Source organism: Kribbella sp. WER1 (assembly GCF_054189145.1).
In genome coordinates this window covers 6,368,257-6,393,873 of sequence record NZ_CM135186.1, presented here as the reverse complement: position 1 = coordinate 6,393,873, position 25,617 = coordinate 6,368,257, and the positions used below count along the sequence as shown (strand labels likewise).

Genomic DNA, 25,617 nt, shown 5'->3' with positions numbered 1-25,617 from the left:
AGACTTTCCATGACTGAGCTGGAACGACACTCCTACGACGTCGTCGTGATCGGGGCCGGCGGCGCCGGTCTGCGGGCGGCGATCGAGGCCCGTGAGCAGGGCAAGAAGACCGCGATCATCTGCAAGTCGCTGTTCGGCAAGGCGCACACGGTGATGGCCGAGGGTGGTTGCGCGGCCGCGATGGGCAACGCGAACTCCAACGACAACTGGCAGACGCACTACCGCGACACGATGCGCGGCGGGAAGTTCCTGAACAACTGGCGGATGGCCGAGCTGCACGCGCAGGAGGCCCCGGACCGGGTCTGGGAGCTGGAGACGTACGGCGCGCTGTTCGACCGCACGCCGGACGGCAAGATCAGCCAGCGGAACTTCGGCGGCCACACGTACCCGCGGCTCGCGCACGTCGGCGACCGGACCGGCCTGGAGCTGATCCGCACCCTGCAGCAGAAGATCGTCTCGCTGCAGCAGGAGGACTTCGAGGCCACCGGCGACTACGAGGCGAACCTCAAGGTGTACGCCGAGTGCACGATCACCGAGCTGCTCAAGGACGGTGACGCGATCTCCGGCGCCTTCGGGTACTGGCGCGAGTCCGGCCGGTTCGTCCTGTTCGAGGCACCGGCCGTGGTGCTGGCGACCGGCGGCGTCGGCAAGTCCTTCAAGGTCACCTCGAACTCCTGGGAGTACACCGGTGACGGGCACGCGCTCGCGATGCGGGCCGGCGCCACGCTGATCAACATGGAGTTCATCCAGTTCCACCCCACCGGCATGGTCTGGCCGCCGTCGGTGAAGGGCATCCTGGTCACCGAGTCGGTCCGCGGTGACGGCGGCGTGCTGAAGAACTCCGAGGGCAAGCGTTTCATGTTCGAGTACGTCCCGGACGTGTTCCGGGAGCAGTACGCCGACACCGAGGAAGAGGCCGACCGCTGGTACAAGGACGCCGACAACAACCGGCGCCCACCGGAGCTGCTGCCCCGTGACGAGGTCGCCCGGGCGATCAACTCCGAGGTCAAGGCCGGCCGCGGTACCCCACACGGCGGCGTGTTCCTGGACGTGTCGACCCGGCTCCCGGCCGAGGAGATCACCCGGCGGCTGCCGTCGATGCACCACCAGTTCAAGGAGCTGGCCGACGTCGACATCACCGCGGAGCCGATGGAGGTCGGCCCGACCTGTCACTACGTGATGGGCGGTGTCGAGGTCGACCCGGACACCGCGTCGTCGGTCGTACCGGGCCTGTTCGCGGCCGGTGAGGTGGCCGGCGGCATGCACGGCTCGAACCGGCTCGGCGGCAACTCGCTGTCCGACCTGCTGGTCTTCGGGCGGCGCGCGGGCCTCGGCGCCTCGACGTACGTCGACTCGCTGGCCGAACGGCCGAAGATCGACGAGGCCGACATCGACGCGGCCGCGACCGAGGCGCTGGCGCCGTTCGAGCTCGAGGGCGGCGAGAACCCGTACTCGATCCACCAGGACCTGCAGCAGTCGATGAACGACCTGGTCGGCATCATCCGCAAGGAAGCCGAGATGGAGCAGGCGCTCGGCCGGCTGGCCGAGTTCCGCGGCCGGATCGCGAAGATGACCGTCGAGGGCCACCGGCAGTTCAACCCGGGCTGGCACCTGGCGCTCGACCTGCGGAACATGCTGACTGTGTCGGAGTGCGTCGCCGGCGCCGCGCTGCTGCGGCAGGAGTCCCGCGGCGGTCACACCCGCGACGACTTCCCGACGATGAACGCCGAGTGGCGCAAGAAGCTGCTGGTCTGCAAGCTCGACGCGGACGGTTCGGTGAACGTCACCGAGGAGCAGCAGATCCCGATGCGGGAGGACCTGCTCGAGCTGTTCGAGGTCGACGAGCTGAAGAAGTACCTGACCGAAGAGGAGTTGCCGACCGCATGAGTTACAAAGGCAAGTTCAAGGTCTGGCGTGGGGACTCCGACGGCGGCGAGCTGAAGGACTACGAGGTCGAGGTGAACGAGGGCGAGGTCGTCCTCGACGTCATCCACCGGCTGCAGGCCACCCAGGCGCCGGACATGGCGGTCCGCTGGAACTGCAAGGCCGGCAAGTGCGGCTCCTGCAGCGCCGAGATCAACGGCATGCCGAAGCTGATGTGCATGTGCCGGATGAACACGTTCGAAGAGGACGAGGTCGTCACGGTCACGCCGATGCGGACGTTCCCGGTGATCCGGGACCTGGTCACGGACGTCTCGTACAACTACCAGAAGGCCCGCGAGGTGCCGGCCTTCAAGCCGCCGGCGGACCTGAAGCCCGGTGAGTACCGGATGCAGCAGCAGGACGTGGAGCGCTCGCAGGAGTTCCGCAAGTGCATCGAGTGCTTCCTGTGCCAGAACACCTGCCACGTGATCCGGGACCACGAGGAGAACAAGGAGAACTTCTCCGGCCCGCGGTTCCTGATGCGGATCGCCGAGCTGGACATGCACCCGCTGGACGCCGCCGACCGCAAGAACGCGGCCCAGGAGGAGCACGGTCTCGGCTTCTGCAACATCACCAAGTGCTGCACCGAGGTCTGCCCCGAACACATCAAGATCACCGACAACGCGCTGATCCCGATGAAGGAACGGGTCGCCGACCGCAAGTACGACCCCCTGGTCTGGCTCGGCAACAAGATCCGCCGCCGCGCCTGAACCGCCGTACCCGAGCCCCTGGAACCACCCCGGTCCCAGGGGCTCGCCCTTTGCGGACAACCCTCCACCTGAGGGGGCACCCACTCAACTGGAGGGTTGCCCCCTCAGAATCCGAGGGGGCAACCCTCCGGGTCAGGGGGCAACCCCTCGCGTGGGGGAGCCGCGGTGGGAGGTCGAACGCCTAGGGTGCGGGGCATGGACGTTGTCGTGTTGCGGCTGACCAACCTGGTCCTGTTCATGGTGATCTTCGTGCCGATCGCGCAGCGGCTGCTCGGGGTGCGGTTCGGGTTCGGGCGGCTGGCGGTCGGTGCGCTGATCACGCTGAGCGTGTCCGGACCGCTGGCGGTGGCGATGATCGGCCCGCCGCCGTGGACCGGGTCGAACGGCGCCGCGATCGCGTACATGGTGCTGATCGCACTGGTGTCGATGGTCGCCGGCCTGGTCTCGCTGGTACTCGCGGAGGCACTGGTGCCGACCGGGTCGTTGCCACGGGCCCGCGACCTGCGGCGGGACCTGAGCGGCCGGATCGCGCGCACCCGCCGGTACCTGCAGATCCTCCGGATCGCGATCAAGCACGGCCTCGGCCCGTACCTGCGCGGCCGCCGCCGCCCCGGCCGCGAGAACGCCGCCGGCCAGGCCGACCTGGCCCGCTCACTACGCCTGGCCCTCGACGAGGCCGGCGTCACCTTCGTCAAACTCGGCCAGGTCCTCTCCACCCGCAGCGACATCATCCCGCCATCGGTCGCCACCGAACTCAGCCGCCTCCAGGACCAGGTAACCCCCGCCCCCTGGCCCGCCGTCGAACAGGTCCTCGTAGCGGAACTGGGCGCACCACTCGACCACTTGTACGCCGACTTCAACCCGACTCCCCTGGCCGCCGCCTCAGTAGCCCAGGTCTACACCGCGAGGCTGACAGACGGGTCCGACGTGGTGGTGAAGGTGCAGCGGCCGGGGATCGCGGGGCTGGTGGAGAGGGATCTGGACATCGTCCGGCGGCTTGCTCGGTTGTTGGAGCGGAATACGGACTGGGGGCGGGCGATGGGGGTGCGGGCGCTTGCCGACGGGTTTGCGGATGCGATGCGGGAGGAGCTGGACTTCGCCGTCGAGGCCGGGAACATGACCACGGTCGCGGCCGGGCGTTCGGTTGCCGGGAGCAAGGAACTTGTCGTACCGCGGTTGTACCCGGAGCGCAGTACCCGCCGCGTGCTGACCATGCAGCGGCTCGACGGGATCGGCCTCGGGAACGCGCGGCAGGCGATCGCCGACCGCGGGCTGGACCCGGCCCGGCTCGGGCGGACGTTGTTCGACTGTCTGCTCGGGCAGGTGGCGATCGACGGGGTGTTCCACGCGGACCCGCACCCGGGCAACTTCCTGCTGCTCGCGGACGGCCGGATCGGGATGCTCGACCTCGGTTCGGTCGGGCGCCTCGACCCGGCGACCCGGGAGGCGCTGCAGCGGTTCTTGCTCGCGATCGACCACGCCGACCCGGTCGCGGCCACGGACGCACTGCTGGAGATCGTCTACCGCCCGGACATGATCGACGAACGCTCGCTGGAACGCGCCGTCGGCCAGTTCATGACGAAGTACCTGTCGGCGGGCGTCACGCTCGGCCCGGCGATGTTCAACGACCTGTTCACGATCATCACCTCGCACGAACTCGGCGTACCGCCCGAGGTCGCCGCGGTGTTCCGGGCGCTGGCGACGATCGAGGGCACGATCTCCCGGATCTCCCCCGGTTTCGACCTGGTCGCGGCGTCCCGGCAGTTCGCCGGTGCGCACGTGATCGACCGGCTCGCCCCGGACGCGCTCCGCCGTACGGCGACCGAAGAGCTGGCCCAACTGCTCCCGATGCTGCGCCGCCTCCCCCGCCGGATCGACCGGATCGCGGCCGCCGCGGAGAGCGGCCGGCTCGGGGTGACCGTCCGGCTGCTCGCCGACGAACGCGACCGCCGGCACTTCACCGGGCTACTGCACCAGGTGCTGCTGGTGATCCTCGGCGCGACCGCGGGCATCATGGCGGTGCTGCTGCTCGGCACTCCGGGCGGCCCGAAGATCACCGGGACCATGTCGCTGTTCCAGCTGTTCGGCTACAACCTGCTGGTGATCTGCGCGGTCCTGGTGCTCCGCGTGCTGGTACTGATCTTCCGGCTGCCGGGCAACCGCTTGACTTAAACCTCACTTCACCTTCGACGATAGCGTGCATGACGATCGCCGAGACCCGCCCCAGGCTCTTCACCGGACAGCATCTGCCGCTGGTTCTCGGGGTGATCGGCCTCGTCACGCTCGGCGCGTTCGAGAACCGCGCGGTCGGTACGGCGCTGCCGACGATGGTCCGCGAGTTCGACGCGCTCGGCAGCTTCGGCCTCGCGAACGCCACGCCGAACGCGAGCTACCTGATCTCGCTCGCGGTCGCCGGCCTCTGGTCGGACCGCCGCGGCCCGATCCCGACGCTGCGGGCCGGCGCGGTCTCGTTCGCACTCGCCCAGCTGCTCGTCGGTACGGCGACCGCGATGCCGATGGTGATCGCCGGGCGGCTGCTCAGCGGTCTCGCCGAGGGGCTGCTCGACGTGTCGCTGATGGTGCTGGTCGCCCGGGCGCTGCCCGCCGTACTGCGGCCGCGGATGTTCTCGTTGTTCGCCGCGATGTGGATCCTGCCGTCGGTGCTCGGCCCGGTGCTGACCGGTGTCGTCACGGAGCAGTTCGGCTGGCGCTGGGTCTTCCTCGGCGCGGTCGCGTTGCTGGTACCGAGCTGGCTGCTGCTCCGTCCGGCGATGCGCCAGTCCGCCGACGTACCGGCGCCGGAACGTACCGCCGAGGACGCGGCCGAGCTGGAGGCGTGGCGGGCCGCGCTCCCGTGGGCGCTCGCGGCGTCGGTCGCGCTGTTCTCGATGACCGTTGCCGGTGATCACCTCGAAGCGCATCCGGTGCTCGGCGGTACGGCGGTCCTCGTCGCGCTCGTGGTCCTCGGACGGGCCGCCGTACGGGTGATGCCCGCGGGCACGTTCACCGCGCAGCGGGGGTTCCCGGCCGTGGTCGCGGTCCGTGCGCTCGGCGGTGCGGCCTTCGCCGGGGTCGGGGCGTACCTGCCGTTGCTGCTCACGCTGCAGCACGCCTTCAGCCCGTCGAAGGCCGGGGTGACGTTGTCGATCACCGGCGTGTGCTGGGCGTTCGGTTCGTGGCTGCAGGGGCGGGAGCACGGGTTCGAGCGAGTCGTCGTACTGCGGACCGGGCTGGCGTTCATGGCGATCGGGATCGCCATGACGTCGCTGCTCGCGTGGACCGACGCGTCGACGTGGTTCGGGCTGATCGGCTGGGGGTTCGCGGGGATCGGGATGGGCCTCAGCTCGTCCAGCCTGTCGGTGCTGACGCTCGACCTGTCCGACCAGAGCAACTCCGGACGCAACTCCAGCGCCGGACAGATGGCGTCGACGATGAGCATCGCCACCGGCCTCGCGATCAGCGGCACCTTGCTCGCCTTCAACGCCGACAACCCGCGCCCGTGGGTCTTCGGCACGATCATCACCGCAGGCGCCGTACTGGCCCTCCTCGGCTTCCTGGCGGCGCCGCGGGCCCGCCATCTTGACGCACCCTCCTCGCCGTTTTACGGTAAGGGCCGTAATTCCGGCGAGAAGGGTGTCTCGTGAGGAAGCTCGGACTGTTGCTGGCCGCAAGCAATCTGGTGGTCGGCGTGCTGTCGGCCGGCACCGCACCGGACGGCGTATTCCAGGACTTCGAGTCCGACGCCGACCTCCAGGGGGCGACCGTCACGCTCCCCCAGGTGGACCGGATCGAGCGGACGGCCGACCCGACGCACGGCAGCTCCGGGCTGAAGTTCACCGTCGGCCCGGCCAGTACCCCGGGTGCGACCGCGTCGTCCGGGATCAACCTGTACGCCGGGACGCCGAGCCTCCCGGTCTCCGACTGGTCCGGGCACGCGGTCCTCGGGTTCGACTTCTTCACCGAGCAGGACTACACGACCGTCGGCCGGATCACGGTCCGGGACCAGTCGAACAAGGCATGGGGCGTCGACTACCCGATCCGGGCCCGCGACTGGACGCCGATCGACCTGCAGCTGAAGACCATCGCGGCGGCCGGTGTCGACATCAGCCGGATCGCCTACATCGGCTTCTCGATACCACGCTCGACGACTCCGGTGATCGGCCACTACGACGCGTTCCGGCTGGTCGACAGCTACCCGTACGACGAGACGCCGTACGCCGATCAGGCGGCGCGGCAGCTGCTCCGGCTCGCGGACTTCAGCGGCGTACTGGCCAAGCTCGACACCCAGCTCAAGGGCCTCCGGACCGACAACGCCGAGCTGCGGGCGCAGGTGGATGCGGCCGCGAAGCAGTGCGCGGATCTACGGCAGCAGCTCGGGCCGATGACCTACGCGCAGTACAGGCCGTTCAATGCCGCCGTCGCCGCGCTGCAGCGGACGGTGCCGCGGCTGGCGAACACGATCCAGGCGTGGACCCACGACAGGCAGGCGGACTTCGGGCTCGAGTCCGCGGACTCGATGACGCTCGTGTATCCGAAGGACCTCCCGTTCACCTCGACCGGGACGGCGCCGACGGTGTCGCTGACCCGCGGGGAGTACGAGAGCGTGCAGGCCGTCGTCCTGCCGTTCGCCGAGCCGCTGACCGGCGTACAGGCGCGGGTGACCTCAGCGCCGCCTGGCCTGCAGGCGACCGTCGCGCCGGTCGGTTCGCTCGACGTGACGCCGACGAACGTGTACCACCGGCCGACGTACGCCGGGTGGACGCCGGACCCGATCCGCGACGACCTGACGACGGTCGACGTACCTGCGGACTCCTTCCAGCCGTACTGGATCCGGTTGAAGGCCGCGCCGAACGCGAAGCCCGGGACGTACCACGTCACCGTCGGGTTCACGGCAGCCGGCAAACAGACCCGGACGATGACCGTTGCGGCGAAGGTATGGCCGGTGACGGTGCCGGACGCGCCGAAGCTGAACACGAGCTTCCAGTTCACGCCCGCGATCGTGAACGACCTGTACGGCATCACCGACCCGGCCGCGCAGGGGGCGACCAAGCATCAGTACTGGTCCTTCCTGCACGACTACAAGATCGAGCCCGACCAGCTCTACACCTGCACCTGTATCCCGTCGAACGCGAACCCGGTGATCGTCCCGACGCCTGTCGAGGACGTGCTGTACATCCGCGACCACTACGGCCTGCGTGACTTCAACGCGTTCTACCTGTGGGCGGGGATGCTGAACGCGTCCAAGCCCGAGACCTGGCAGGCGCAGATCGACACCTGGATCGCGCAGCTGCGGACCGCGATGGGCAGCTACCGTGCGGCCGGTGTCGACAAGTACGCGTACGTCTACGGCTTCGACGAGGCGAGCGGACCGCTGCTGGAAGCCGCCAAGCGCACGTTCGCCGCGGTCAAGCAGGCGTTCCCGGACCTGCCGATCATGACCACGCTGCGGGACAACTCGATGGGCGTCGACACCGGGCTGACCGGACTCGTCGACATCTGGGCGCCGCAGCAGGACCTGTACAGCCAGGCCGTCGCCGACCGTACCCGCGCCCGCGGCGACCAGGCCTGGTGGTATCCGGACATCGCCACCGGCTCACCGTTGCCGAACTGGTTCAACGGCTACCCGCCGATCGACACCCGAACGTTGGCCGGACCAATGTCCTTCAAGGCGGGCGTCGAAGGCATGCTGTACTACGCGACGAACCGCTGGCTGCGCACCGACCACGCGAACCAGTTGCTGGTGAACGACGGCATCCTGTCCGCGTGGAAGGCCGGCACCTTCAACGGCACCGCGGGCGACGGCTCGATGTTCTACCCGGGCCCGAACGGACCGATGGCGTCGATCCGGCTGGAGAACTTCCGCGACGGCATGGAGGACTACAACCTGCTCTGGCTGCTCCGCGAACGCCTCCGCACCGACCAGCACGTCCCGCCGCCGGTCCGGGCGCACGCGACCGCGCTGCTCGCCGCGAACCCCGTGGTCACCGACCAGCGAACGTTCACCGAGGACCCGGTCCGGTACCGGGCCTGGCGTACCGACGTCATCGCGACGCTCGGGGGTCTAGAGTGAGCGCATGGCTGACCTTTTGACCGACGACCAGATCGACCTCGCACTGCGCGACCACCTGCCGAGCTGGAAGGTCGTGGACGGCGAACTGGTCCGCAGTGTCACGAGGGACAACTTCCTGGACGGCATCCGGCTGGTCGCGACCGTCGCGCAGCTCGCCGAGTCGATGAACCACCACCCGGACATCGACATCCGGTACACGACGATCACCTTCCGGGTCAGCAGCCACGAGGCCGGCGGGATCACCGAGGACGATCTGGTCCTCGCCCGCCACATCGACACAGCTGCCGGCTGAGATCGGCTGACCGCTTTCCGTCATGGCGCCTGTTGGCCACGGCAGGCGCTGGTCCGGCGCGGGGAAAGCCCTTAAATCTAAGGGATGACCCCGATCACGAGTGCTCTGACCGTCCTCTTGGCACTGGTTCCGTCGTACTCCGCGGACCCCGGCTGGTTCTGGAACCCGCCGCACTGCGACACCGTGTACGGCGACGGCTCGGTGACGATCACCGACACCGACGGAGAAACCCTCGCGCCGACGACCGGCAAACTGCAGGCCGTCACGTACGCGAAGGTCGCCGCCCTCCCCGAACCCAACACCCTGATCAGCATCGGCCAGCGGTCGATCCAGCGATCCAGCGACGCCGGGTGCAGCTGGCAGCTGCTCGACAAGTCACCCGACGACCTCAGCACGTACGACGTCCAGCCCGGGCCGGGCGATTCGGCGTACATCTACAGCGTCAACGACCAGCCGATCCACCGCGTCCACGGCTCGCAGGTCAGTACCGTCAACGGCCCGGTCGAATGGAACGGCCTCGCCGCCCTCGACGCCCGCCCCGGGCGACTGCGCGCCGTGTCGACGGACGGCCAGCTCTACGACTCCACCGACGACGGCACGAGCTGGCAGCGCGTCGGCGTACCGGCGGCGCGTGACCTGTTCCTGTACGACGCGGTGGTGGACCCGCGGAACCCCGACCACATCGTCATCGGCGTGATGTCCGACGGCGTCTACACGACGTACGACGGCGGCCGGAGCTGGACGCGGTCGCGGGCGGTCGAACGGGTGAACGCGTTCAGCCTGGCGATCTCGCCGGCCGACCCGTCGAAGGTGTGGCTGGAGGGCTACGACCGGGACCGCTCGACCCGCTTCATCTGGCAGTCCGACGACGGCGGCCTCAAGTTCCACGAGGTCCTCGACCAGTCCCGCGCCGACCTCATCAACGGCAACCGCATGTGGGCCTCCCCCGTCGACCCCGACCTCCTCTACTTCAGCTACGGCACCTCCTTCGCCAACTTCGGCGCCGACCTCTACCGCTTCGTCCCCTCCACCGGCACCCTCACCAAACACCACAACCACAACGACGGCATCCCGTCCCTCACCTTCAACCCCGCCAACCCCAAAATCCTCTACCTAGGCCTAGCCGAAGAACGCTAAAGAAAGAAGAGAAAGGAAAGAAGAATTGAGAGTGGATGCCGCTCTTCGCCGAGTCGTGGCGAACGGCTCGGCACCTGTTCGTCGAGTCGTGGACGGTGGCTGGTTTCTGGCGCCTTTTCTCACGACTCGCCGCAGGGGGTGCGGGCCGTTTGCCACGACTCGGCGGAGGACTGGTGGTCGTCCGAGACCTGCCCAACCACCACTCTCAATCTCTCGTCTGTTCGCTTGCGTGATTAGCTGGAGGAGGGTTGGCGGAGGCCTAGCAGGACTCCTTCGGTGTCGCGTACGTAGGTGAGATGGCCTATGCCGGGGAGGTGTTGGATCTCACCGACCGGGGTGCCGCCGGCGGTTCGGGCGGTGTGGAGGGTTGTTTCCAGGTTGTCGACTTCGATCCAGGCGATGGTGGGTTGCGACTGGTAGCGGTTGCTCATGATTGCGGCGTCGATGCCCTCGCCGGCGCCGGTGCGTGCCAGTAGGTACGCGTCCGGTGCGGGGGCGGGCGTGACCTGCCAGCCGAAGACCTTGGTGTAGAACTCGGCCGCGCGATCGTGGTCCTCGGCAACTATCTCGACATGGATGATTCGTCCCATAGCCCCGATCCTGCCGACCGGACGGCTAGTCGTCTTGGACGGATCTTCCATGCATCAGCGCCGCGATCCCGTTCTGCACCTCGAGGAACGTCGTCGCGCTGACGCCGGTGTACCGCTTGAATTCCCGCGCCGCGTGCGCCTGGTCGTAGTACCCGTGCAGCGCGGCCAGTGTCGCCGCCGCGTCCGCCGGACCACCGAGCAGTCCGCCGACGAAGTCGTAGTACCGGATGATCTCGGCGTACTGCTTCGGCCCGATCCCGACGCTTCGCCGGAACAGCCGGTACAGCGTGCTGTACGACGTCCCGCACCGTCGCACGACGTCGGCCACCGCGACCCGCCCGCGCAGCTCGTCGATCGCCCGCACCGCCTCGACCACCGCCGGCGGTCCGTCGGCCCCGGTCAACCGCGCCGCCAGGAACCCCGCCATCCGCTCCGCTCGCGCGTCCCCGAACGGCACCGCCCGCAACTCCCCCACCAACCCGCCGGCCCAGTCCCCCACCTCCTGTACGTCGTCCACCAACGGCGGCCACCCGAACGCGGCCAGCCCCCACGGCGTGAACTCGACTCCGACGTAGCTCGACGTGCCGACCTGCCCGAGCACGTGCGGCCGCGTCATCACGCCGAACACCGACGCCGCATTCACCCAGCAGGCGCGCGTCACCGGGTCGTGCCGCGTCCCGGGATCGCCGAGCGCGATCGCCAGCCCTGGCCGGCCGTTCGGGATCAGGATCTCCCGCCGGATCGCCGCCAACGGCGCGGACTCGACCATCCAGACATGCTCGACCACGCCCTGCAACCGCCTCGGCGCCGGAAACCGCTGGTAGCTCACGCCTCAGATCGTAAGGTTCTGTCCGCTCCTGCATCGGTTACCGTTGACCGGTGACGACTGCTGAGGAGTACCGGCTGCTGGGGTTTTCGGAGCTCGATCGGGACGCGGCCGAGGCGTTCGCGGCGGATCCGGTGGCGGTGAAGAGTCTGGCCGGCCAGTTGCGGGACGCGGTCGGGAAGCTCGGGAAGGAGCCCGAGCCGACCTTTCCCGAGGATCCGCGGAACTCGGTGCAGGCGTACCTCGACACGGTGCCGGACATCCGCGCGTTCCACCGCGAGCGCGGCATCCCGGACGAGATCAGCTGGGCGTCACTCGCGGACCTCGGGCAGCAGCTGAAGGTCAACCGGCGTACGCACGGTGACTACGGCCTGGAGACGCACTGGTGGCTGCGGCACTTCTGGAACGGGCAGATCTACTCGCTCGGCCGGCTGCAGTACATGATCTACGAGATCACCGAGAAGGACCCGGTCCCGGGTGTCGAGATCGGCGAGTGGGTGATCGGCGTGCACATCCCGGAGACCGGCCCGTTGACGCCGGAGCTGGTCGACGAGAGCCTGCAGCAGGCGCGCGAGTTCTTCCCGCGGTACTTCCCGGAGCACCCGGTGCGGGTCGCGACGCTGTGGTCGTGGCTGATCGACCCGTACCTGCTGGACCACCTCCCGCAGGACTCGAACATGGTGAAGTTCGGCCGCCGGTTCACGCCATACGGGACGCCGGTCGACAGCCAGGACAGCGCGATCTTCTTCACGTTCCGTACGCACGGCACCGACCACCTCGACGAACTCCCGCAGGACACCACCCTGCAGCGGCTGGTCGTCGGCCGGATCAAGGACGGCGGCACCTGGCAGAGCGGGTTCGGCTACCTGGAGCTATGAGCGGGCCGGTACGCCGTTCTTCGCCAGCCAGCTCGCCAGCTCCATGTTCGACACGCACCGGACGTCGGGCTGCTTGCACGTCTCCAGCACGAACTGGGTGAGCGCGTCGGAGTACACGCTGTTGTTCCAGTGGTTGAAGTGGTTGCCGAGGAACAGCGGCGGGTTGCCGGTCGCGCGGGACTTGGCCAGCGTCTGCCGGTACGTCGCGAGCACCTGCGCCTTCATCGCCGGCGCCTGGGCGATCGGGGCCTTCTTCGCCTTGGTCTGCGAGTACCAGAGGTTGTAGTCCATCGTCAGCGTGATCTTCTTGGTCCCCGCGAGCGGCACCGACTCGAGCGGGAAGTTCCAGACCCCGTTCTCCTTCTTCGGCCACGCGAGGTAGCCGGGCGTGGAGGCGTCGTACAGCATGCCGCGGCGTACCATCGCTGCCCGGTACGCGGCGCGGTTGCCCTCCAGGCACGGCGTCCGCATGCCCTTGACGGTGGACGGGTCGAACGGCGGCTCGACGGTCTTGCCCGCGGCCAGCGTCGGCCCGGTCCGGACCATCCGGTCGAACGCGTTCAGCTCCGCGGTCCACTGCGCGGTGGTCCAGCGGCCGATGCCGTTCTTGCCGCAGAAGTGCCCGTTGGCGTGCGTGCCGATCTCGTGGCCCTCGGCGATCGCTTCCCGCAGGACCTTGGTCCGGCCGAGGATGTTCGCGGTGTCGCCCCAGCCGATGTCGGAGGCGCCGGGCTTCTTGTACGGCGGCTTGTAGTCGGTGCGGTGGTCCTCCGGGTAGAGGTACGGCCCGGACAGGAAGAACGTCATCCGCGCGTTGACCTGCTTGGCGACCGTGCGCCAGTGCTGCCAGAGCCCGAGGTCGCCGGCGCCGTCGAACGAGACCACGACGAACAGCGGCGGCTTCCCGTTCGGCAGCCGCGCCGGGAAGGACCGCAATACCGGAGCCGCGGCGGGTAGTTTTCCCGTCGCCGGCGGCACCGACGCTGTCGTCGTACCAGGCGTCGTACCCGGCGTCACACCGGTCCGCGGAACCGTCGGCTGGCCGGACTTCGGAGCACCCGCCGGTGGTACGTCGGCGCACCCGGCCATCACCGCCGCGATGACCACCGCGGCGGCCGCGAGGTTCACCCCAGGCCTCACCACCCCTCTACTGACGCACGGAACGCCGCAAAGGTTGGAACGGGACACGCGCCCGGTCGGAAACCGGCGCAGCGATCGTTAGGCGCCTGTGATCTTCGCGGTGCGTCGCCGGTTCGCGATCCGGCGGGACGTCTCGATGACCAGACCGATGACAGCGGCCAGGCTGAGGCTGAACGCCAGCCCCTTCAGCTGGTCGTGCGCGAACGCGTCCCCGCCGAGGTAGCCAAGCAGCGCGACGTACGTGTACGCGATGGTCACGCCGAAGAACGTGAAGACCAGGAACTTCTTGAACGAGTACCGGGTCGCGCCCGCGGTCAACGTCGCGACCATCCGGGCGCCGGGGATGTAGCGGACCGTCATCAGGATCAGCCCGCCGCGTTTGTGCAGCGCACCGGAGACCCGGTCGTAGAGCTGCTGGCGGCGCTCCTGGCGCTTCATCCAGCGGTGCAGCGCCGGACCCGAGCCGCGGCCGAGGAAGTAGCAGAACGACTCGCCCAGCACCGAGCCGGCCATCGCGACCGCGATCACCAGCGGCAGGTTCTGGTGGCCGGCGGCCGCGGCCATGCCGGCGGTGATCACCATGCCCTCGCTGGGCACCACCGGGAACACCGCGTCGACCGCGGCGGCGACGAACAGGATCAGCAGCAGCCAGTGCGACGCCATCGCGATGCTCAGCAGGTGCCGCGCGACCTCCATCAACTCCGTCACCCCGAAAGGATGCCATTGCCGGTCAAGAGAGCTGCAATCCCAGCGGTGTCATTCAGCTGAGGTTCACCGGCAGTTCGCTGATCGCGTTCATCAGGAAGCTCGGGTGTCGCGGCGGATCCTGCCCCGGTACGGCGAGCCGCAGCCGCGGGTACCGCTCGAACAGCAACTCCAGCGCGATCCGCCCCTCCAACCGGGCGAGCGGAGCGCCCAGGCAGTGGTGGATCCCGTGCCCGAAGGCGAGGTGTGCGGAGTCCGACCGGGTGACGTCCAGCTCGTCGGCCCGCTCCACCTTCCGGACGTCGCGGTTCGCCGGCAGCAGCGCGAACACGATCACCTCGCCGGCCTCGATCCGCCGCCCGGAGATGTCGATCGGCGCGCGGGCGACGTACGGGATCGCCGCCTGCAGCGGGCCGTCGTACCGGAGCAGCTCCTCGACGGCCGCGGGGAGCCGTTCGGGCTCGGCCTTCAGCAGCTCGAGCTGGTCCGGATGCCGAAGCAGAGCGTGTACTCCGTTACTGATCAGGCTGACCGTGGTCTCGTGACCGGCCGCGAGCAGCAGGAACACCATCGAGGTCAGCTCGTCCTCACTCAGCCGGTCGCCGTCGTCCTGCACCGCGATCAGCCCGGACAGCAGGTCGTCGGTCGGCGCCTGCCGCTTCTGCGCGATCAGCTCGTGCACGAACTCGCGCATCAGCGTGATCGCCTCGACGTACTCCTCCGGGGTGTGCACGGCGGCGTTCACGAACACCGACGACCAGCGGCGGAAGTCGTCGCGGCGCACGGCCGGGATGCCGATCAGCTCGCAGATCACGGTGATCGGCAGCGGATAGCTGTACGCGTTCACCAGGTCGACCGGGCCGTCCGCACCGGCCATCTCGTCGAGCAGACCGGTCGCGATCTCGCGGATCCGCGGCTCGAGCGCCTCGATCCGGCGTCGGGTGAACGCGGCCGTGACCAGCTTGCGCAGCCGGGTGTGGTCCGGCGGGTTGAAATTCAGCATGTGCTGCTCGGTGCTGGCGATCAGGTCGTCCATCACCGCGTCCCGGTGCGGACCCTCCATCGACGAACGCACCACGTCCGGATGCGCGAGCAGCTCACGCGTCTCGGCGTACCCGGTGACGAGCTGGACGGGGACGCCGGTGAACATCGTGTAGCGCTGCACGGGTCCGGTCGAGGCGAGGTCCTCGAAACCCCAGTGCCGGGCGATACCACTGGTCTCGGTGAACGGTTGCCGCATGCCGACCAGCCTACGTTCGGCCCGGAGCGACGTGCTCGGACAGCTCGCCGCGGGAGTGGATGCCGAGCTTCGCGTAGATCTTGCGCAGGTGGTACTCGACGGTCTTCGGGCTCAGGAACAGCCGCGCCGCGGCCTCCCGGATGCTGTGCCCGTCCACCAGCAGTACGGCGATCTGCCGTTCCTGCGGGGTCAGCTCGTCCGCCGTACTCGGCACGCGCCGCCGTGCGGTCTCGCCGGTCGCCTTGAGCTCGGCCGCCGCCTGGTCGGCCCACCCGAGCGCCCCGAGCCTGTCGAACCCCTCCACCGCCTGCCGGAGCTGCGTCCGCGCGTCCACGCGCCGCCGGACCCGCCGGAGCCAGGCGCCGTACGCGAGCCGGGTGCGCGCCAGCTCGAACGCGTCGGGGGTCTCGTCGTGCCGGCTGAGCGCCGTACGGAAGTCCTGCTCGTTCTCGTCCGCCTCGCCGCGCGCCCGGGCCGCCCGCGCCAACGACCACGGCTGCCCTTTCGCCGCTGCCAGTACGGAGTGCTCGAACGCCACCCGGCGCGCGTCGTCCGGCCGTCCGAGCCGCAGGTACACCTCGGTCAGCTCCGGCGCCGGCGACAGGTCCGGATCCTTGATGCCGTACTCCGCCAGTACGTCGACCAGCCGCTCGTACTGCGGCAACGCCGCCGCCGGATCGCCCCGCGCCAGCTCGAGGTCGCCCAGCGCGAACAACGACCACGTCGTACCGATGTGGATCTCGCGCGCGGCGCAGATCCGCAGAGACAACTCGGCGAGCTCCCGCGACCGCGCCCGGCCCTGGTGCGACATCAACCACGCCAGCCCGGCCAGGTTCATCGCCTCCTCGGTCGTCTCCCCGGTCTCCCGCGACAACCGGATCGCCTCGTCGTACGACGCCTCCGCATCGGCCCAGCGATCGGTCGTCGCGTCGTCCCGCGCCAGCAGGAACAGCAACCCGGGCAGCGCCGCGAGCGCAACCTGCTCCCGCCGCTCATGCATCACCTGCTGCAACAACGCCCGCCCGGTGCCGGTCTCCCGCAGGAACAACGCCCCCATCACCGCCCAGAACTGCCCCCGCCGGTCCCCGTCCGGCTGAGCGCCGAGGGCCAGGGCCGCGCGGATCTGATCGGTGCCGCCGCTGCCGCCCGCGAGTACTTTCGCGACGCCGCTCGCGAGCATGGCGACGATCCGCGGGCCCGGGCGGTCGACGGTGGGTATCAGGTTGTCGAGGCGGGCGGCGACGTCGAGGCCGGTCGCGGTGTCGCACAGACGTAGGCACGCGGACACCGCATCGGAAAGCAGCCCCACTGCAACCTCCGGGTCCGTGGACTCGGACGCGGCCGCCACCAGCAGGTCGCGCGCACGCCGCGGCGAGCCGCACTTCACTTCGATGTCACCGCGAATCTCCTGCACATGCAGCGACACCGGTCCCGGCGGCCGCAGCAGCAACGCGTCGTCGAGCAACGCCTCGGCCCGCTCCCCCTGCCCGGCCGACCACGCAGCCTCCCCGGCCGCGACCAGCCGGACCGCACGCTCCGGCACTCCCGGACTCAACCGCCCCGCACGCTCGTACGCCGTCGCCGCGACCGCATACGCCCCACGCGCCGCCGCATGCTCGGCCGCCACGACCAGCCCCGCCGCGACCGCGTCGTCCGCCCCGAGCACCGCCTCGGACAGATGCCACGCCCGTCGGTCCGGATCAGGCGTAGCCCGAGCCACCGCCCGATGCGCCGTACGACGCTCCGCCGGATCCGCGCTCGCGTAGATCGCCGACCGCACCAACGGATGCCGCCACTGCACCTGACCATCGCGGATCGCGATCAAACCCGCCGCCTCGGCCTCCGCAAGAGCGGCCACCTCGACCCCGGCCTCGACACACGCTCGCGACACCGCCCCCAGCTCCGGATCGTCCAACGCCGCGATCAACAGCCCGGTCCGCGCGTCCCGGCTCAGCCGGTTTGCCCTGCTGGCAAAGGCGTCCGCGAGCATCGCCGGCACCGGAAGCGGCACGCCCGGCGGTATCCGGAGCAGCCGATCCGGATCATCGGCAAGCTCCAGCAGCGCCAGCGGATTCCCCGCCACCGTGTGGTGCAACTGCTCGACCAGCTCCACCGGCAGGTGCGGCATGATCCGCTGCGCGGCCTCGACCGGGATGCCCTCCAGCCGGAGCCGCGGCAGGTCGGCCTGGAACGCGTACGGCTGCTGGTCCCGGACCGCGATCAGCATCACGATCGGATCGGCCACCAGCCGTCGAGCCGCGAACAGCAGCGCCTCCGCGGACGGCCGGTCCAGCAGGTGCGCGTCGTCGACGAGCAGCACGACCGGCGTGTTCTCGGCGTACCGGCAGATCAGGCTGAGGGTCGCGGCGCCGACCGCGAAGCGATCGGCGGTACCGGACCCCGGGGCGAGCGCCAGCGCCGCCGCGAGCGCGGTCCGCTGCGGGCCGGGGATTCGATCCAGGTTCGACAGCGCGGGTCGCAGCAACTGCAGCAACGCGGCGAAGGGCAGTTCACTTTCGGCCTCGGTGCCACGCGCCCGGAGGACCTGCAGACCGTCGGCCAGTACGGCGGCCTCGTCCAGCAGCGTGGTCTTGCCGATACCGGGTTCGCCGGTGACGAGCAGTACGCCGGCGGCTCCGACCCGCGCCCCCGCGATCAGTTGCTCGATCACCCGGCGTTCGGCATCACGCCCGATGAGCATGTTCGCAGTGTGCCACCAGGTGCCCCACCTGATGCGACGGCCGGGTCCGGCTGCCTACGTTCGGCGTACCGGCTCTCGGAGGAGGAGAAGAACGATGACTGTCGCAATTGATGCCGACAAGCTGATGGGGCTTGTCTACAAGGCGGTCGACGAGGTGGGAGCGACTCTGAACGCGGCGCTGGTCGTGATGGGCGACCGGCTCGGCTACTACCAGGCACTCGCCGATCACGGCGCGGCCACACCGGCCGAACTCGCGGAGCGCACCGGCACGGACGGCCACTACACGCGGGAATGGCTGAACGCCCAGGCCGCCGGCGGGCTCGTCGAGTACGACGCCACCACCGGTCGGTACACGCTGCCGCCGGAGCAGACCGTCGCGCTGACGGACCCCAGCAGCCCGGCGTACCTACCCGGCTTCTTCCAGATCGCGCTCGGCACCGTGCAGCACGCCACGGAGACGATCGAGGCCGCCCGGAGCGGCGCCGGGATCGGCTGGCACGAGCACACGTCCGACGTGCACATCGGGTGCGAGCGGTTCTTCCGGCCGTCGTACAACGCGAACCTGCTGACCAGCTGGCTGCCCGCGCTCGAAGGAGCCGTGGACAAACTCGAGCGCGGTACGACGGTCGCCGACATCGGCTGCGGGCACGGCGCGTCCACGATCCTGATGGCGGGGGCGTTCCCGCGGTCGCGGTTCACCGGGTCGGACTACCACCAGGCGTCGATCGAGACCGCCCGGCAGCGCGCCGCGGACGCGGGCGTCGGCGACCGGACGTCGTTCGAGGTCGCGCCGGCGGACCGGTTCAGCGGGTCCGGGTACGGCCTGGTGACGACGTTCGACGCGCTGCACGACATGGGCGACCCGGTCGGGGCAGCCCGGCACGTCCGCGAGGCGCTGGCGCCCGACGGCACCTGGCTGCTCGTCGAGCCGATGGCCGGGGACCACGTCGAGGACAACCTCAACCCGGTCGGCCGCGCGTACTACGGCTTCTCGACGCTGCTCTGTACGCCGGCGTCGCTGTCGCAGCCGGTGGGTCTTGCGCTCGGTACCCAGGCCGGTCCGGCCCGGATCCGGGACGTCACGAAGGCGGCCGGGTTCACCCGGTTCCGGACCGTCGCGCAGACGCCGTTCAACCTGGTGTTCGAGGTCCGCCCTTGACAGAACAGTTCACCAGTTGGTGAAGTATTGGGGTGTTGACCACTACCTTCGGGGCGCTCGCGGATCCGACCCGGCTGGCGATCGTGGGGCGGCTGAGCCGCGGCTCGGCGACCATGGGGGAGCTCGCCGAGCCGCACCGGCTCACCGCACCGGCGATGACCAAGCACGTCGGAGTGCTGGTCGAGGCCGGCCTGGTGGGCCGGCGGCGGGTCGGGCGGACGGTCGTGTGCACGCTGCGGCCGGAGGCGATCTCGGAGCTGCAGCAGTGGCTCGGCGACCTCACGACGTACTGGAACAACACCGTTGACCGGTTGGAAGAACTCTTGCGGGAGGACCACGATGAGCACTGAGATCCGGATCGAAAGGGTGCTTCCGGCAACGATCGGCCGGGTGTACGACGCCTGGACGCGGGCCGACCTGCTGGCGCGGTGGTACTGCCCGAATCCCGCGCTCGCGCTGCAGGTCGAGGCCGACGTCCGGGTCGGCGGGTCGTACGTCGTCGAGATGGGCCCGCATGTGGTGCGCGGGACCTACCTCGAGGTCGAGCCGCCGACCCGGCTGGTGTTCAGCTGGCGGTGGGACGGGACCGACGACGAGCCGACCCGGGTCGAGGTCGAACTGTCCGAGGACCCGGGCGGCACCCGGATGCGGCTCAGTCACACCGGGTTCGCGACGGCCGAGGACGCCGCGAACCACCGGATGGGCTGGGAGCCCGAGCTCGAGCGCCTGGCCGAACTGGTCAGCGTTCGGCAGCCCGACCCCGCAACCGGTCGAGGATGAGCACCAGCACGACCGTTGCCGCGAGCAACACTACGGCCTCGGCCGCGGCGACGAACGTCTGACCGCGGTCGGTGAGCGCGAAGATGCTCACCGGCAACGTCCGCCAGGACGCCGGGTAGACCATGATCGTCGCGCCGACCTCACCCATCGAGAGCGCGACCGACAGTCCCGCGGCCGAGGCGATCGCAGGGAGCAGCATCGGCCCCCGGACCCGCCACAGCACCCGCGCCGGCGAAGCACCGAGCGAGGCGGCGACATCGGCGTACGACGGGTCGACGCGCTGCAACGCGGCCGCGACCGTTCCGTAGCTGAAGGCAACCATCAGGACGAGGTGGGCGATCACGACGATCCACTTGGAGCCGTTCAGCAGGACCGGCTGCCGGGAGAACGCGACCAGCAGACCGAGCCCGACGACTACCGACGGTACAGCGATCGGCAGGTGGTGCAGCGCGTCCGCGAGCCGTGCATACCGGGTGTTCGCGGCCGAGAGCGCGCCCCAGGTGCCGAAGACGACCGCCAGGAGTCCGCCCAGGAACGCCGTCTGCAGGCTGACCGAGAGCGAGGCGAGCTCGTCACCGGACAGCGCCTGCCGGAGATGACCGGCCGTCGGGCCGGACGGGAGGACGCCGTTCCATGAGCCGGCGAACGCGGCCGCGATCACGACGACGAACGGCGCCAGGACCAGTACGCCGAACACGACCGCGAAGGCGATCCACACGACGGCCTTCCCGGATCTAGTCCAGACGAGCACGACGACCTCCTCCGAGCGCCACCCGCAGAACGGCGTACAGGCCGAGCGAGAGCGCGATCTGGACGACGGCGATCACGCACGCGCCCGGGTAGTCGAACATCACGATGCCCTTGGTGTGCACGAGCATCGGCAACGTGGTGGTGTTCTTCGCGCCGAGGAACAGCACGATGCCGAACTCGTTCAACGTCAGCAGCAGCGTGAGACTGCCGCCGGCGACGAGGGCGGGGCGTACTTCGGGGAGTACAACCTGGCGCAGTACTCGCCAAGGGCCCGCGCCGAGGCTGGCCGCGACGTCGAGCTGGGCGCGGGGCAGGCGACTCATTGCCGCGAGCAACGGTCGCATGACGAACGGGGTGTAGAACGTGACCTCCGCGAGCACCACCGCCCACGGGGAGGTCAGGAAACCGCCCGCGCGCAGGATGCCGGTGCTGCCGTAGATGAACGTGAACGAGAGCGCGACCAGGAACGACGGCAGCGCGAGCATCGTGTCGACGAGACCGGCGACCAGACGTGCGCCCGGGAACGGCACGAAGCTGATCACCACGGCGAGGAACGTGCCGACGATCATGCAGCCGATCGTCGAGCTGACCGCGATCTGTACGGTCCGCAGCAGGGCGTCGCGGAACTCCGCCGATCCGACCACCACACCCCAGGCCGGCACCGACTCCACGGCCACGAGCACCAGCGGATAGACGACGAGTACGGCGATCAGCAGCAACGGCGGCAACCCCCACAACCACTTCCCGTCCCGCCGCCGCTCCCCCCGAACCACCACCGAGGCCCCCAACGCCTCGACAGCCATCACCCCACCACCAAACTGCAAGCCCCCACCGGCAACACCACCGACACCGCCTCCCCCAACCCCGGCACCTCCCGATCCACCGGCACATCAACCCGAACCACCACGTCAGCCAACCCATCCACCGAACAAGTCACCCGGTTAGAGGCCCCCCGCCACTGCACCCCCACCACACACCCAGCAAGCCCCACCTCGCCACGCACCGCGGGACCCACCCCGCCCGCCGCGGCCGGCGGTGCGAGGCGGATGGCGTGGGGGCGGATGCACAGCAGGTTCTTGCCGGGTTCTGCCTTCAGCCCTGGGACCTGCTGCCCCGCCACCGTGACAACATCTCCGGCCACCTCGACCGGCAGCAGGTTCGCCCCGCCGAGGAACGACGCCGTGAACGCCGACGGCGGCGCCGCGTACAACTCCGCAGCCGGCGCCACGTCCACCAACCGCGCGTCCCGCATCACAGCGATCCGATCGGCCAGCGCCAGCGCCTCCGACTGATCATGCGTCACGTACACGATCGCGATCTCCGGCACCTCCCGCCGCAGCTTCTGCAGCTCGCCGAGCATGTCCGCCCGCAACTGCGCGTCCAACGCCGCCAGCGGCTCGTCCAGCAGCAGCACCGGCGGCCGGATCGCCAACGCCCGCGCGATCGCCACCCGCTGCTGCTGCCCACCCGACAACTCCCGCGGAAAACGTGTTCGGAAATCCGCCATGCCGACCATTTCCAGCATTTCCGTGACCCGCGCGCTCACTTCCGCCTTCGGCTTGCGCGCGGCCTTCAGCCCGAAGGCGACGTTTTCCGAAACCCGCAGATGCGGGAACAACGCGTAGTTCTGCACCACGACCCCGATCCCCCGCCGCGCCGGTGGGAGATCGGTGACGTCCTGACCGCCGAGCCGGATCCGCCCGCGCGCCGGCCGGACGAAGCCGGCCACCGCCTTCAGCGCGGTCGACTTCCCGGACCCGGACGGCCCGAGCAGCGCGACCGTCTCACCGGCCGCGACGCTCAGGTCGAGCCCTTCCAGCGCGACGGTCCGGCCGAACTGCACCGTCACATCCTCGAGCTGGACGGTCATCCCACAGCCTTGGTGTACGCCGCGACGTCCACGTCCAGATCCGTCAGCACCGCGGCCCAGTCCGGCTGCCACACCTCGACGCCGTCGGTCGACTTCTGCACCGACGTGAAGTTCGCGTCGGTCGGCGTCACGTCGTCCCGCGCCGGCAGCCCGAAGGCGTCCTTCGAGATCGTCTGCTGCGCGTCGGTCGACAGCAGGTAGTCCATCAGCTGCTTCCCGCCGTCGGCGTTCGGCGCGCCCGCGCCGAGGCCCATCACGTACGGCAGCGCCAGCGTGGTCTTCTTGCCGTCCTCGGCCGCCGGGAAGAAGATGCTGAACGCCGACTTGTCGTTGGCGATCGACGCCGCGTTCATCTGCACGTCGCCGTTCGCGACCAGCAGCTCGCCCTTGCTGACCTTCGGCTGCAGCTTGCCGGTGGACGCGGACGGGCCGACGTTGTTGGCCTCCAGCTTCTTCAGGTAGCCGAGCGCGCCGTCCTTGCCCAGCAGGTGCTGGAGCAGCAGCAGTACGGCGGTCCCGTCGCCGGCCTGCCCGGGCGTCGAGTACTGCAGCTTGCCCTTGAACTTCGGGTCGAGCAGGTCGTCGAACGTCTTCGGCGTACCGGCCTGGGCGTTCGCGATGAAACACAGGTAGTTGTCGACGACCGTGACGTAGTCGTCGCCCTTGACGCCCTTCACATGGTCGGCGCCCGGTACGGCGTACTTCTGCAGCAGCCCGTCCTTGTCCGCCTTCTGGATGAACGGCGGCAGCGTGACGACGACGTCGGCCTGCGGGTTGGATTTCTCCTTCTGCAGCCGCGACACCACCTCGCCGGAGCCGGCTTCGACGGTCTGGACCTTGATCCCGGTCTTCTGGGTGAACGCGTCGAACCGGGTCTTGTACCAGTCGGCGAGTCCGTCGGCGGTGTAGACGGTCACGGTCTTCTTCGCGCCGTCGCCACCGGTCGAGGCCGCCCCGGTGCCCCCGCAGGCAGCGGCGACGGACAGTACGAGCGTGGTGACGAGCAGGGTCTTGAGTGCCTTCACTTCTCCAGCCTTCGATCGAGGAGCAGGCCGGGCAGGTCCCGGACCGACTCGAGTACGTGCGTAGCGCCCGCGGCGGTCAGCTGTTCGTTGCCGTGGGCACCGGTCAGGACGCCGGCCACGATCCCGGCACCGGCCCGGATCCCCGTCGTCATGTCGTAGGCGGTGTCCCCGGCCACGGCCACGTTCCGGACGCCGTCGGCGCGCAGTTCGAGCAGTGCCTTCAGCACCATGTCCGGGTACGGTCTGCCGCGGCCCGCCTGAGCCGGGCAGACAGTGAGGTCGGCCAGCTGCTGCCAGCCGAGAACGGTCAGGATCCGGTGTTGGGTGGTCTCGGAGAAGCCGGTGGTCAGGCAGACCCTGATCCCGGCGTCCCGGAGCTGCTGGATCGCGTCCGCGGCCCCGTCGATCGGTGCCAGCCCGTCGTCGATCAGCTCGCCGTACGCCGCCTCGAACGCCGCGTTGGCCTGCTGCGCCGCGTCCTCGGCGCCGAGCAGCGCGCGGAACACGGTGATCTTGGACTCGCCCATCGTGGCCCGCACGTGCGCGATCATCTCGTCGTACTTCGGAGTTCCCGGTTCGATGCCCTGGGCCCCGATCGCCGCGGTGAACGCCCGCTCGACCAGCCCGTCGTCGGCGACGGTCGTCCCCGCCATGTCCAGTACGGCCAGCTGAATCATGCGTCGACCTCCGCGAACGAAACCTCGGCGATCGCCGGCGCCATCGTCATCCCGCGCCCGCCGGGACCGGTCACCAGGTGCACGCCGTCGGCAACCTTCCGCCGTACGACGACCTCGTCGCTGGTCGCCTGCGAGTACACCCCGGCCCAGCGCCGGGTGATCGCCGGCAACGGCCGGCCGAGGATGCTCTCGACCACCTCGCGCAGGTAGTCGTACGGATCGCTCCGCACGTCGAACCCGAACGGCTCGTCGTACTCGTGGGTGTCACCAATCGTCAACCCACCGTGTGTCCGCTGCACCATCAGCAGCTGCATCTTGTGCTGTGCCGCGACCGGAACCTGCGGCGGCAGCTCCCCGAGCGCGGGACCGGCGAACGCCGGGTAGTACCGGAAGCTGTCGCCGTCCGCGACCGCGGTCGTCAGCGTGTCGTCGAGCGGCGCCGTCTGCATCATCTGCAGCCGCACCCGGCGTACCGGAAGGTCGTCGGTCAGCTCGCGGATCAGCCCGCTGTGCCAGGCGCCCGTACACAGGAACACCAGGTCGCCCGCGTGCACCTCGCCGTGGTCGTCGACGACCTCGCCGGTCCGTACGTTCCGCACTTCGCGTCCACCGAGGAAGCGGTAGCGGCCCGACTTCTGCAGCTCCGCCCGCAGCGCCGGCAGCACCTCGCGCGGCTCGACGATCGCGTCCCGGGCACACCACAACGCGCCCCGCAGGTCGCCCTTCACCGCGGGGTTGCGCTCCCGGGCCTGCTCCGCGTCGAGCACCTGGAACCCACGCGCCGCCGCGTCCGGGCGGGCCGCCGCCTCCTTGGCGACCGCGAGCTCGGCCTCCGTCCGGCAGACCGTCAGCGAACCAGCGGTCCGGACCTCGATCCCCGGTACGTCGACCCACAGGTCGCGGGCGCGCTGCGCCAGCTCGACCTCGGCCCCGTCGGCGCGACCGCTGACCCAGACCAGGCCGAAGTTCCGCACGCTGGCGCCGCGCGCCTCGCGTTCACGCTCGAGGTGCAGCACCTCGTACCCACGCTGTACCGCCTGCCAGGCGTGGAACGTGCCCAGCACGCCACCACCCACCACAACCACCCGCACGTCCGCTCCTCTCGTCGGGACCAAGATTGGTCCGGACCAATGAAGCTCGCGTG

General features: G+C 69.8%; 23 protein-coding genes. 11 read left to right on the top strand and 12 right to left on the bottom strand.

All coding sequences use genetic code 11. The annotated features are described in order from the left end of the window. Positions 1–9: 9 nt before the first annotated feature. From ACXJJ3_RS31270 to ACXJJ3_RS31240, 7 genes are all read left to right on the top strand, one after another. A complete protein-coding gene (locus tag ACXJJ3_RS31270) occupies positions 10–1,887 on the top strand; it encodes a fumarate reductase/succinate dehydrogenase flavoprotein subunit (RefSeq protein ID WP_458165443.1) in 1,878 nt (625 codons plus the stop codon). Continuing rightward, positions 1,884–2,633, top strand: coding sequence for a succinate dehydrogenase/fumarate reductase iron-sulfur subunit (locus ACXJJ3_RS31265; protein WP_458165442.1), 750 nt, complete (start codon positions 1,884–1,886; stop codon positions 2,631–2,633). Before ACXJJ3_RS31270 ends, ACXJJ3_RS31265 begins: the two co-directional genes overlap by 4 nt. A gap of 195 nt (positions 2,634–2,828) precedes the next feature. Continuing rightward, positions 2,829–4,805 (top strand): ABC1 kinase family protein, encoded by a 1,977-nt coding sequence (locus ACXJJ3_RS31260; protein WP_458165441.1) that lies wholly within the window; start codon positions 2,829–2,831, stop codon positions 4,803–4,805. Between the two features lie 29 nt (positions 4,806–4,834). Continuing rightward, a complete protein-coding gene (locus ACXJJ3_RS31255) occupies positions 4,835–6,277 on the top strand; it encodes an MFS transporter (RefSeq protein ID WP_458165440.1) in 1,443 nt (480 codons plus the stop codon). Beyond that, a complete protein-coding gene (locus tag ACXJJ3_RS31250) occupies positions 6,274–8,703 on the top strand; it encodes a glycoside hydrolase domain-containing protein (protein WP_458165439.1) in 2,430 nt (809 codons plus the stop codon). The genes ACXJJ3_RS31255 and ACXJJ3_RS31250 overlap by 4 nt, the downstream gene beginning before the upstream one ends. Positions 8,704–8,707: 4 nt before the next feature. Further along, positions 8,708–8,995, top strand: a complete 288-nt coding sequence (locus ACXJJ3_RS31245; RefSeq protein ID WP_458165438.1) for a 4a-hydroxytetrahydrobiopterin dehydratase — start codon at positions 8,708–8,710, stop codon at positions 8,993–8,995. Positions 8,996–9,079: 84 nt separating this feature from the next. Further along, positions 9,080–10,132 carry a VPS10 domain-containing protein gene (locus ACXJJ3_RS31240; protein WP_458165437.1) on the top strand — a complete coding sequence of 351 codons (1,053 nt, stop codon included), beginning with the start codon at positions 9,080–9,082 and terminating at the stop codon, positions 10,130–10,132. Positions 10,133–10,365: 233 nt separating this feature from the next. Here ACXJJ3_RS31240 and ACXJJ3_RS31235 read toward each other — a convergent pair whose 3' ends face one another. Beyond that, positions 10,366–10,722: a VOC family protein gene (locus ACXJJ3_RS31235; protein WP_458165436.1), complete on the bottom strand. Its 357-nt coding sequence runs from the start codon at positions 10,720–10,722 to the stop codon at positions 10,366–10,368. 25 nt (positions 10,723–10,747) lie between these two features. Next, positions 10,748–11,551: an AraC family transcriptional regulator gene (locus ACXJJ3_RS31230; protein ID WP_458165435.1), complete on the bottom strand. Its 804-nt coding sequence runs from the start codon at positions 11,549–11,551 to the stop codon at positions 10,748–10,750. A 50-nt stretch (positions 11,552–11,601) separates the two neighbouring features. On the opposite strand from ACXJJ3_RS31230, the gene ACXJJ3_RS31225 reads away from it, so the two are divergent. Further along, complete coding sequence (locus tag ACXJJ3_RS31225) at positions 11,602–12,426, top strand: acyltransferase domain-containing protein (protein ID WP_458165434.1); 825 nt, start codon at positions 11,602–11,604, stop codon at positions 12,424–12,426. On the opposite strand, the gene ACXJJ3_RS31220 is transcribed toward ACXJJ3_RS31225, so the two are convergent. The 4 genes from ACXJJ3_RS31220 to ACXJJ3_RS31205 form a co-directional block, all read right to left on the bottom strand. After that, the gene (locus ACXJJ3_RS31220; protein ID WP_458165433.1) at positions 12,421–13,566 is read right to left on the bottom strand and encodes a hypothetical protein; all 1,146 of its coding nucleotides are present in this window, start codon (positions 13,564–13,566) and stop codon (positions 12,421–12,423) included. The two genes, ACXJJ3_RS31225 and ACXJJ3_RS31220, sit on opposite strands and share 6 nt — an antisense overlap. A 78-nt stretch (positions 13,567–13,644) precedes the next feature. After that, positions 13,645–14,274 (bottom strand): DedA family protein, encoded by a 630-nt coding sequence (locus ACXJJ3_RS31215; RefSeq protein ID WP_458165432.1) that lies wholly within the window; start codon positions 14,272–14,274, stop codon positions 13,645–13,647. A 52-nt stretch (positions 14,275–14,326) separates the two neighbouring features. Then, positions 14,327–15,511, bottom strand: coding sequence for a cytochrome P450 family protein (locus ACXJJ3_RS31210; RefSeq protein WP_458165431.1), 1,185 nt, complete (start codon positions 15,509–15,511; stop codon positions 14,327–14,329). Between the two features lie 10 nt (positions 15,512–15,521). Then, on the bottom strand, positions 15,522–18,212 hold the full coding sequence (locus ACXJJ3_RS31205; RefSeq protein WP_458165430.1) for an AAA family ATPase: 2,691 nt from the start codon (positions 18,210–18,212) through the stop codon (positions 15,522–15,524). 94 nt (positions 18,213–18,306) lie between these two features. Here ACXJJ3_RS31205 and ACXJJ3_RS31200 point away from each other — a divergent pair, with 94 nt between their 5' ends. The 3 genes from ACXJJ3_RS31200 to ACXJJ3_RS31190 are packed head-to-tail and all read left to right on the top strand — an operon-like array spanning position 18,307 to position 20,151. Further along, positions 18,307–19,371 (top strand): class I SAM-dependent methyltransferase, encoded by a 1,065-nt coding sequence (locus ACXJJ3_RS31200; protein WP_458165429.1) that lies wholly within the window; start codon positions 18,307–18,309, stop codon positions 19,369–19,371. Positions 19,372–19,403: 32 nt separating this feature from the next. Then, positions 19,404–19,721 carry an ArsR/SmtB family transcription factor gene (locus ACXJJ3_RS31195; protein WP_458165428.1) on the top strand — a complete coding sequence of 106 codons (318 nt, stop codon included), beginning with the start codon at positions 19,404–19,406 and terminating at the stop codon, positions 19,719–19,721. After that, the gene (locus ACXJJ3_RS31190) at positions 19,711–20,151 is read left to right on the top strand and encodes an SRPBCC family protein (protein WP_458165427.1); all 441 of its coding nucleotides are present in this window, start codon (positions 19,711–19,713) and stop codon (positions 20,149–20,151) included. The genes ACXJJ3_RS31195 and ACXJJ3_RS31190 overlap by 11 nt, the downstream gene beginning before the upstream one ends. Here ACXJJ3_RS31190 and ACXJJ3_RS31185 read toward each other — a convergent pair. Genes ACXJJ3_RS31185 through ACXJJ3_RS31160 form a run of 6 tightly spaced genes read right to left on the bottom strand, consistent with a single transcriptional unit; the run spans position 20,111 to position 25,564 of the window. After that, entirely contained in the window at positions 20,111–20,902 is a 792-nt protein-coding gene (locus ACXJJ3_RS31185; RefSeq protein WP_458165426.1) for an ABC transporter permease, read from the bottom strand. The two genes, ACXJJ3_RS31190 and ACXJJ3_RS31185, sit on opposite strands and share 41 nt — an antisense overlap. Further along, entirely contained in the window at positions 20,886–21,704 is an 819-nt protein-coding gene (locus ACXJJ3_RS31180) for a 2-aminoethylphosphonate ABC transporter permease subunit (protein WP_458165425.1), read from the bottom strand. The genes ACXJJ3_RS31185 and ACXJJ3_RS31180 overlap by 17 nt, the downstream gene beginning before the upstream one ends. Further along, entirely contained in the window at positions 21,704–22,771 is a 1,068-nt protein-coding gene (locus ACXJJ3_RS31175) for an ABC transporter ATP-binding protein (RefSeq protein WP_458165424.1), read from the bottom strand. Before ACXJJ3_RS31175 ends, ACXJJ3_RS31180 begins: the two co-directional genes overlap by 1 nt. Continuing rightward, positions 22,768–23,796 carry a 2-aminoethylphosphonate ABC transporter substrate-binding protein gene (locus ACXJJ3_RS31170; protein WP_458165423.1) on the bottom strand — a complete coding sequence of 343 codons (1,029 nt, stop codon included), beginning with the start codon at positions 23,794–23,796 and terminating at the stop codon, positions 22,768–22,770. The genes ACXJJ3_RS31175 and ACXJJ3_RS31170 overlap by 4 nt, the downstream gene beginning before the upstream one ends. After that, positions 23,793–24,473: a phosphonatase-like hydrolase gene (locus ACXJJ3_RS31165; protein ID WP_458165422.1), complete on the bottom strand. Its 681-nt coding sequence runs from the start codon at positions 24,471–24,473 to the stop codon at positions 23,793–23,795. The genes ACXJJ3_RS31170 and ACXJJ3_RS31165 overlap by 4 nt, the downstream gene beginning before the upstream one ends. Next, positions 24,470–25,564 carry a TIGR03364 family FAD-dependent oxidoreductase gene (locus tag ACXJJ3_RS31160; protein WP_458165421.1) on the bottom strand — a complete coding sequence of 365 codons (1,095 nt, stop codon included), beginning with the start codon at positions 25,562–25,564 and terminating at the stop codon, positions 24,470–24,472. The genes ACXJJ3_RS31165 and ACXJJ3_RS31160 overlap by 4 nt, the downstream gene beginning before the upstream one ends. Between the last annotated feature and the right edge of the window lie 53 nt (positions 25,565–25,617).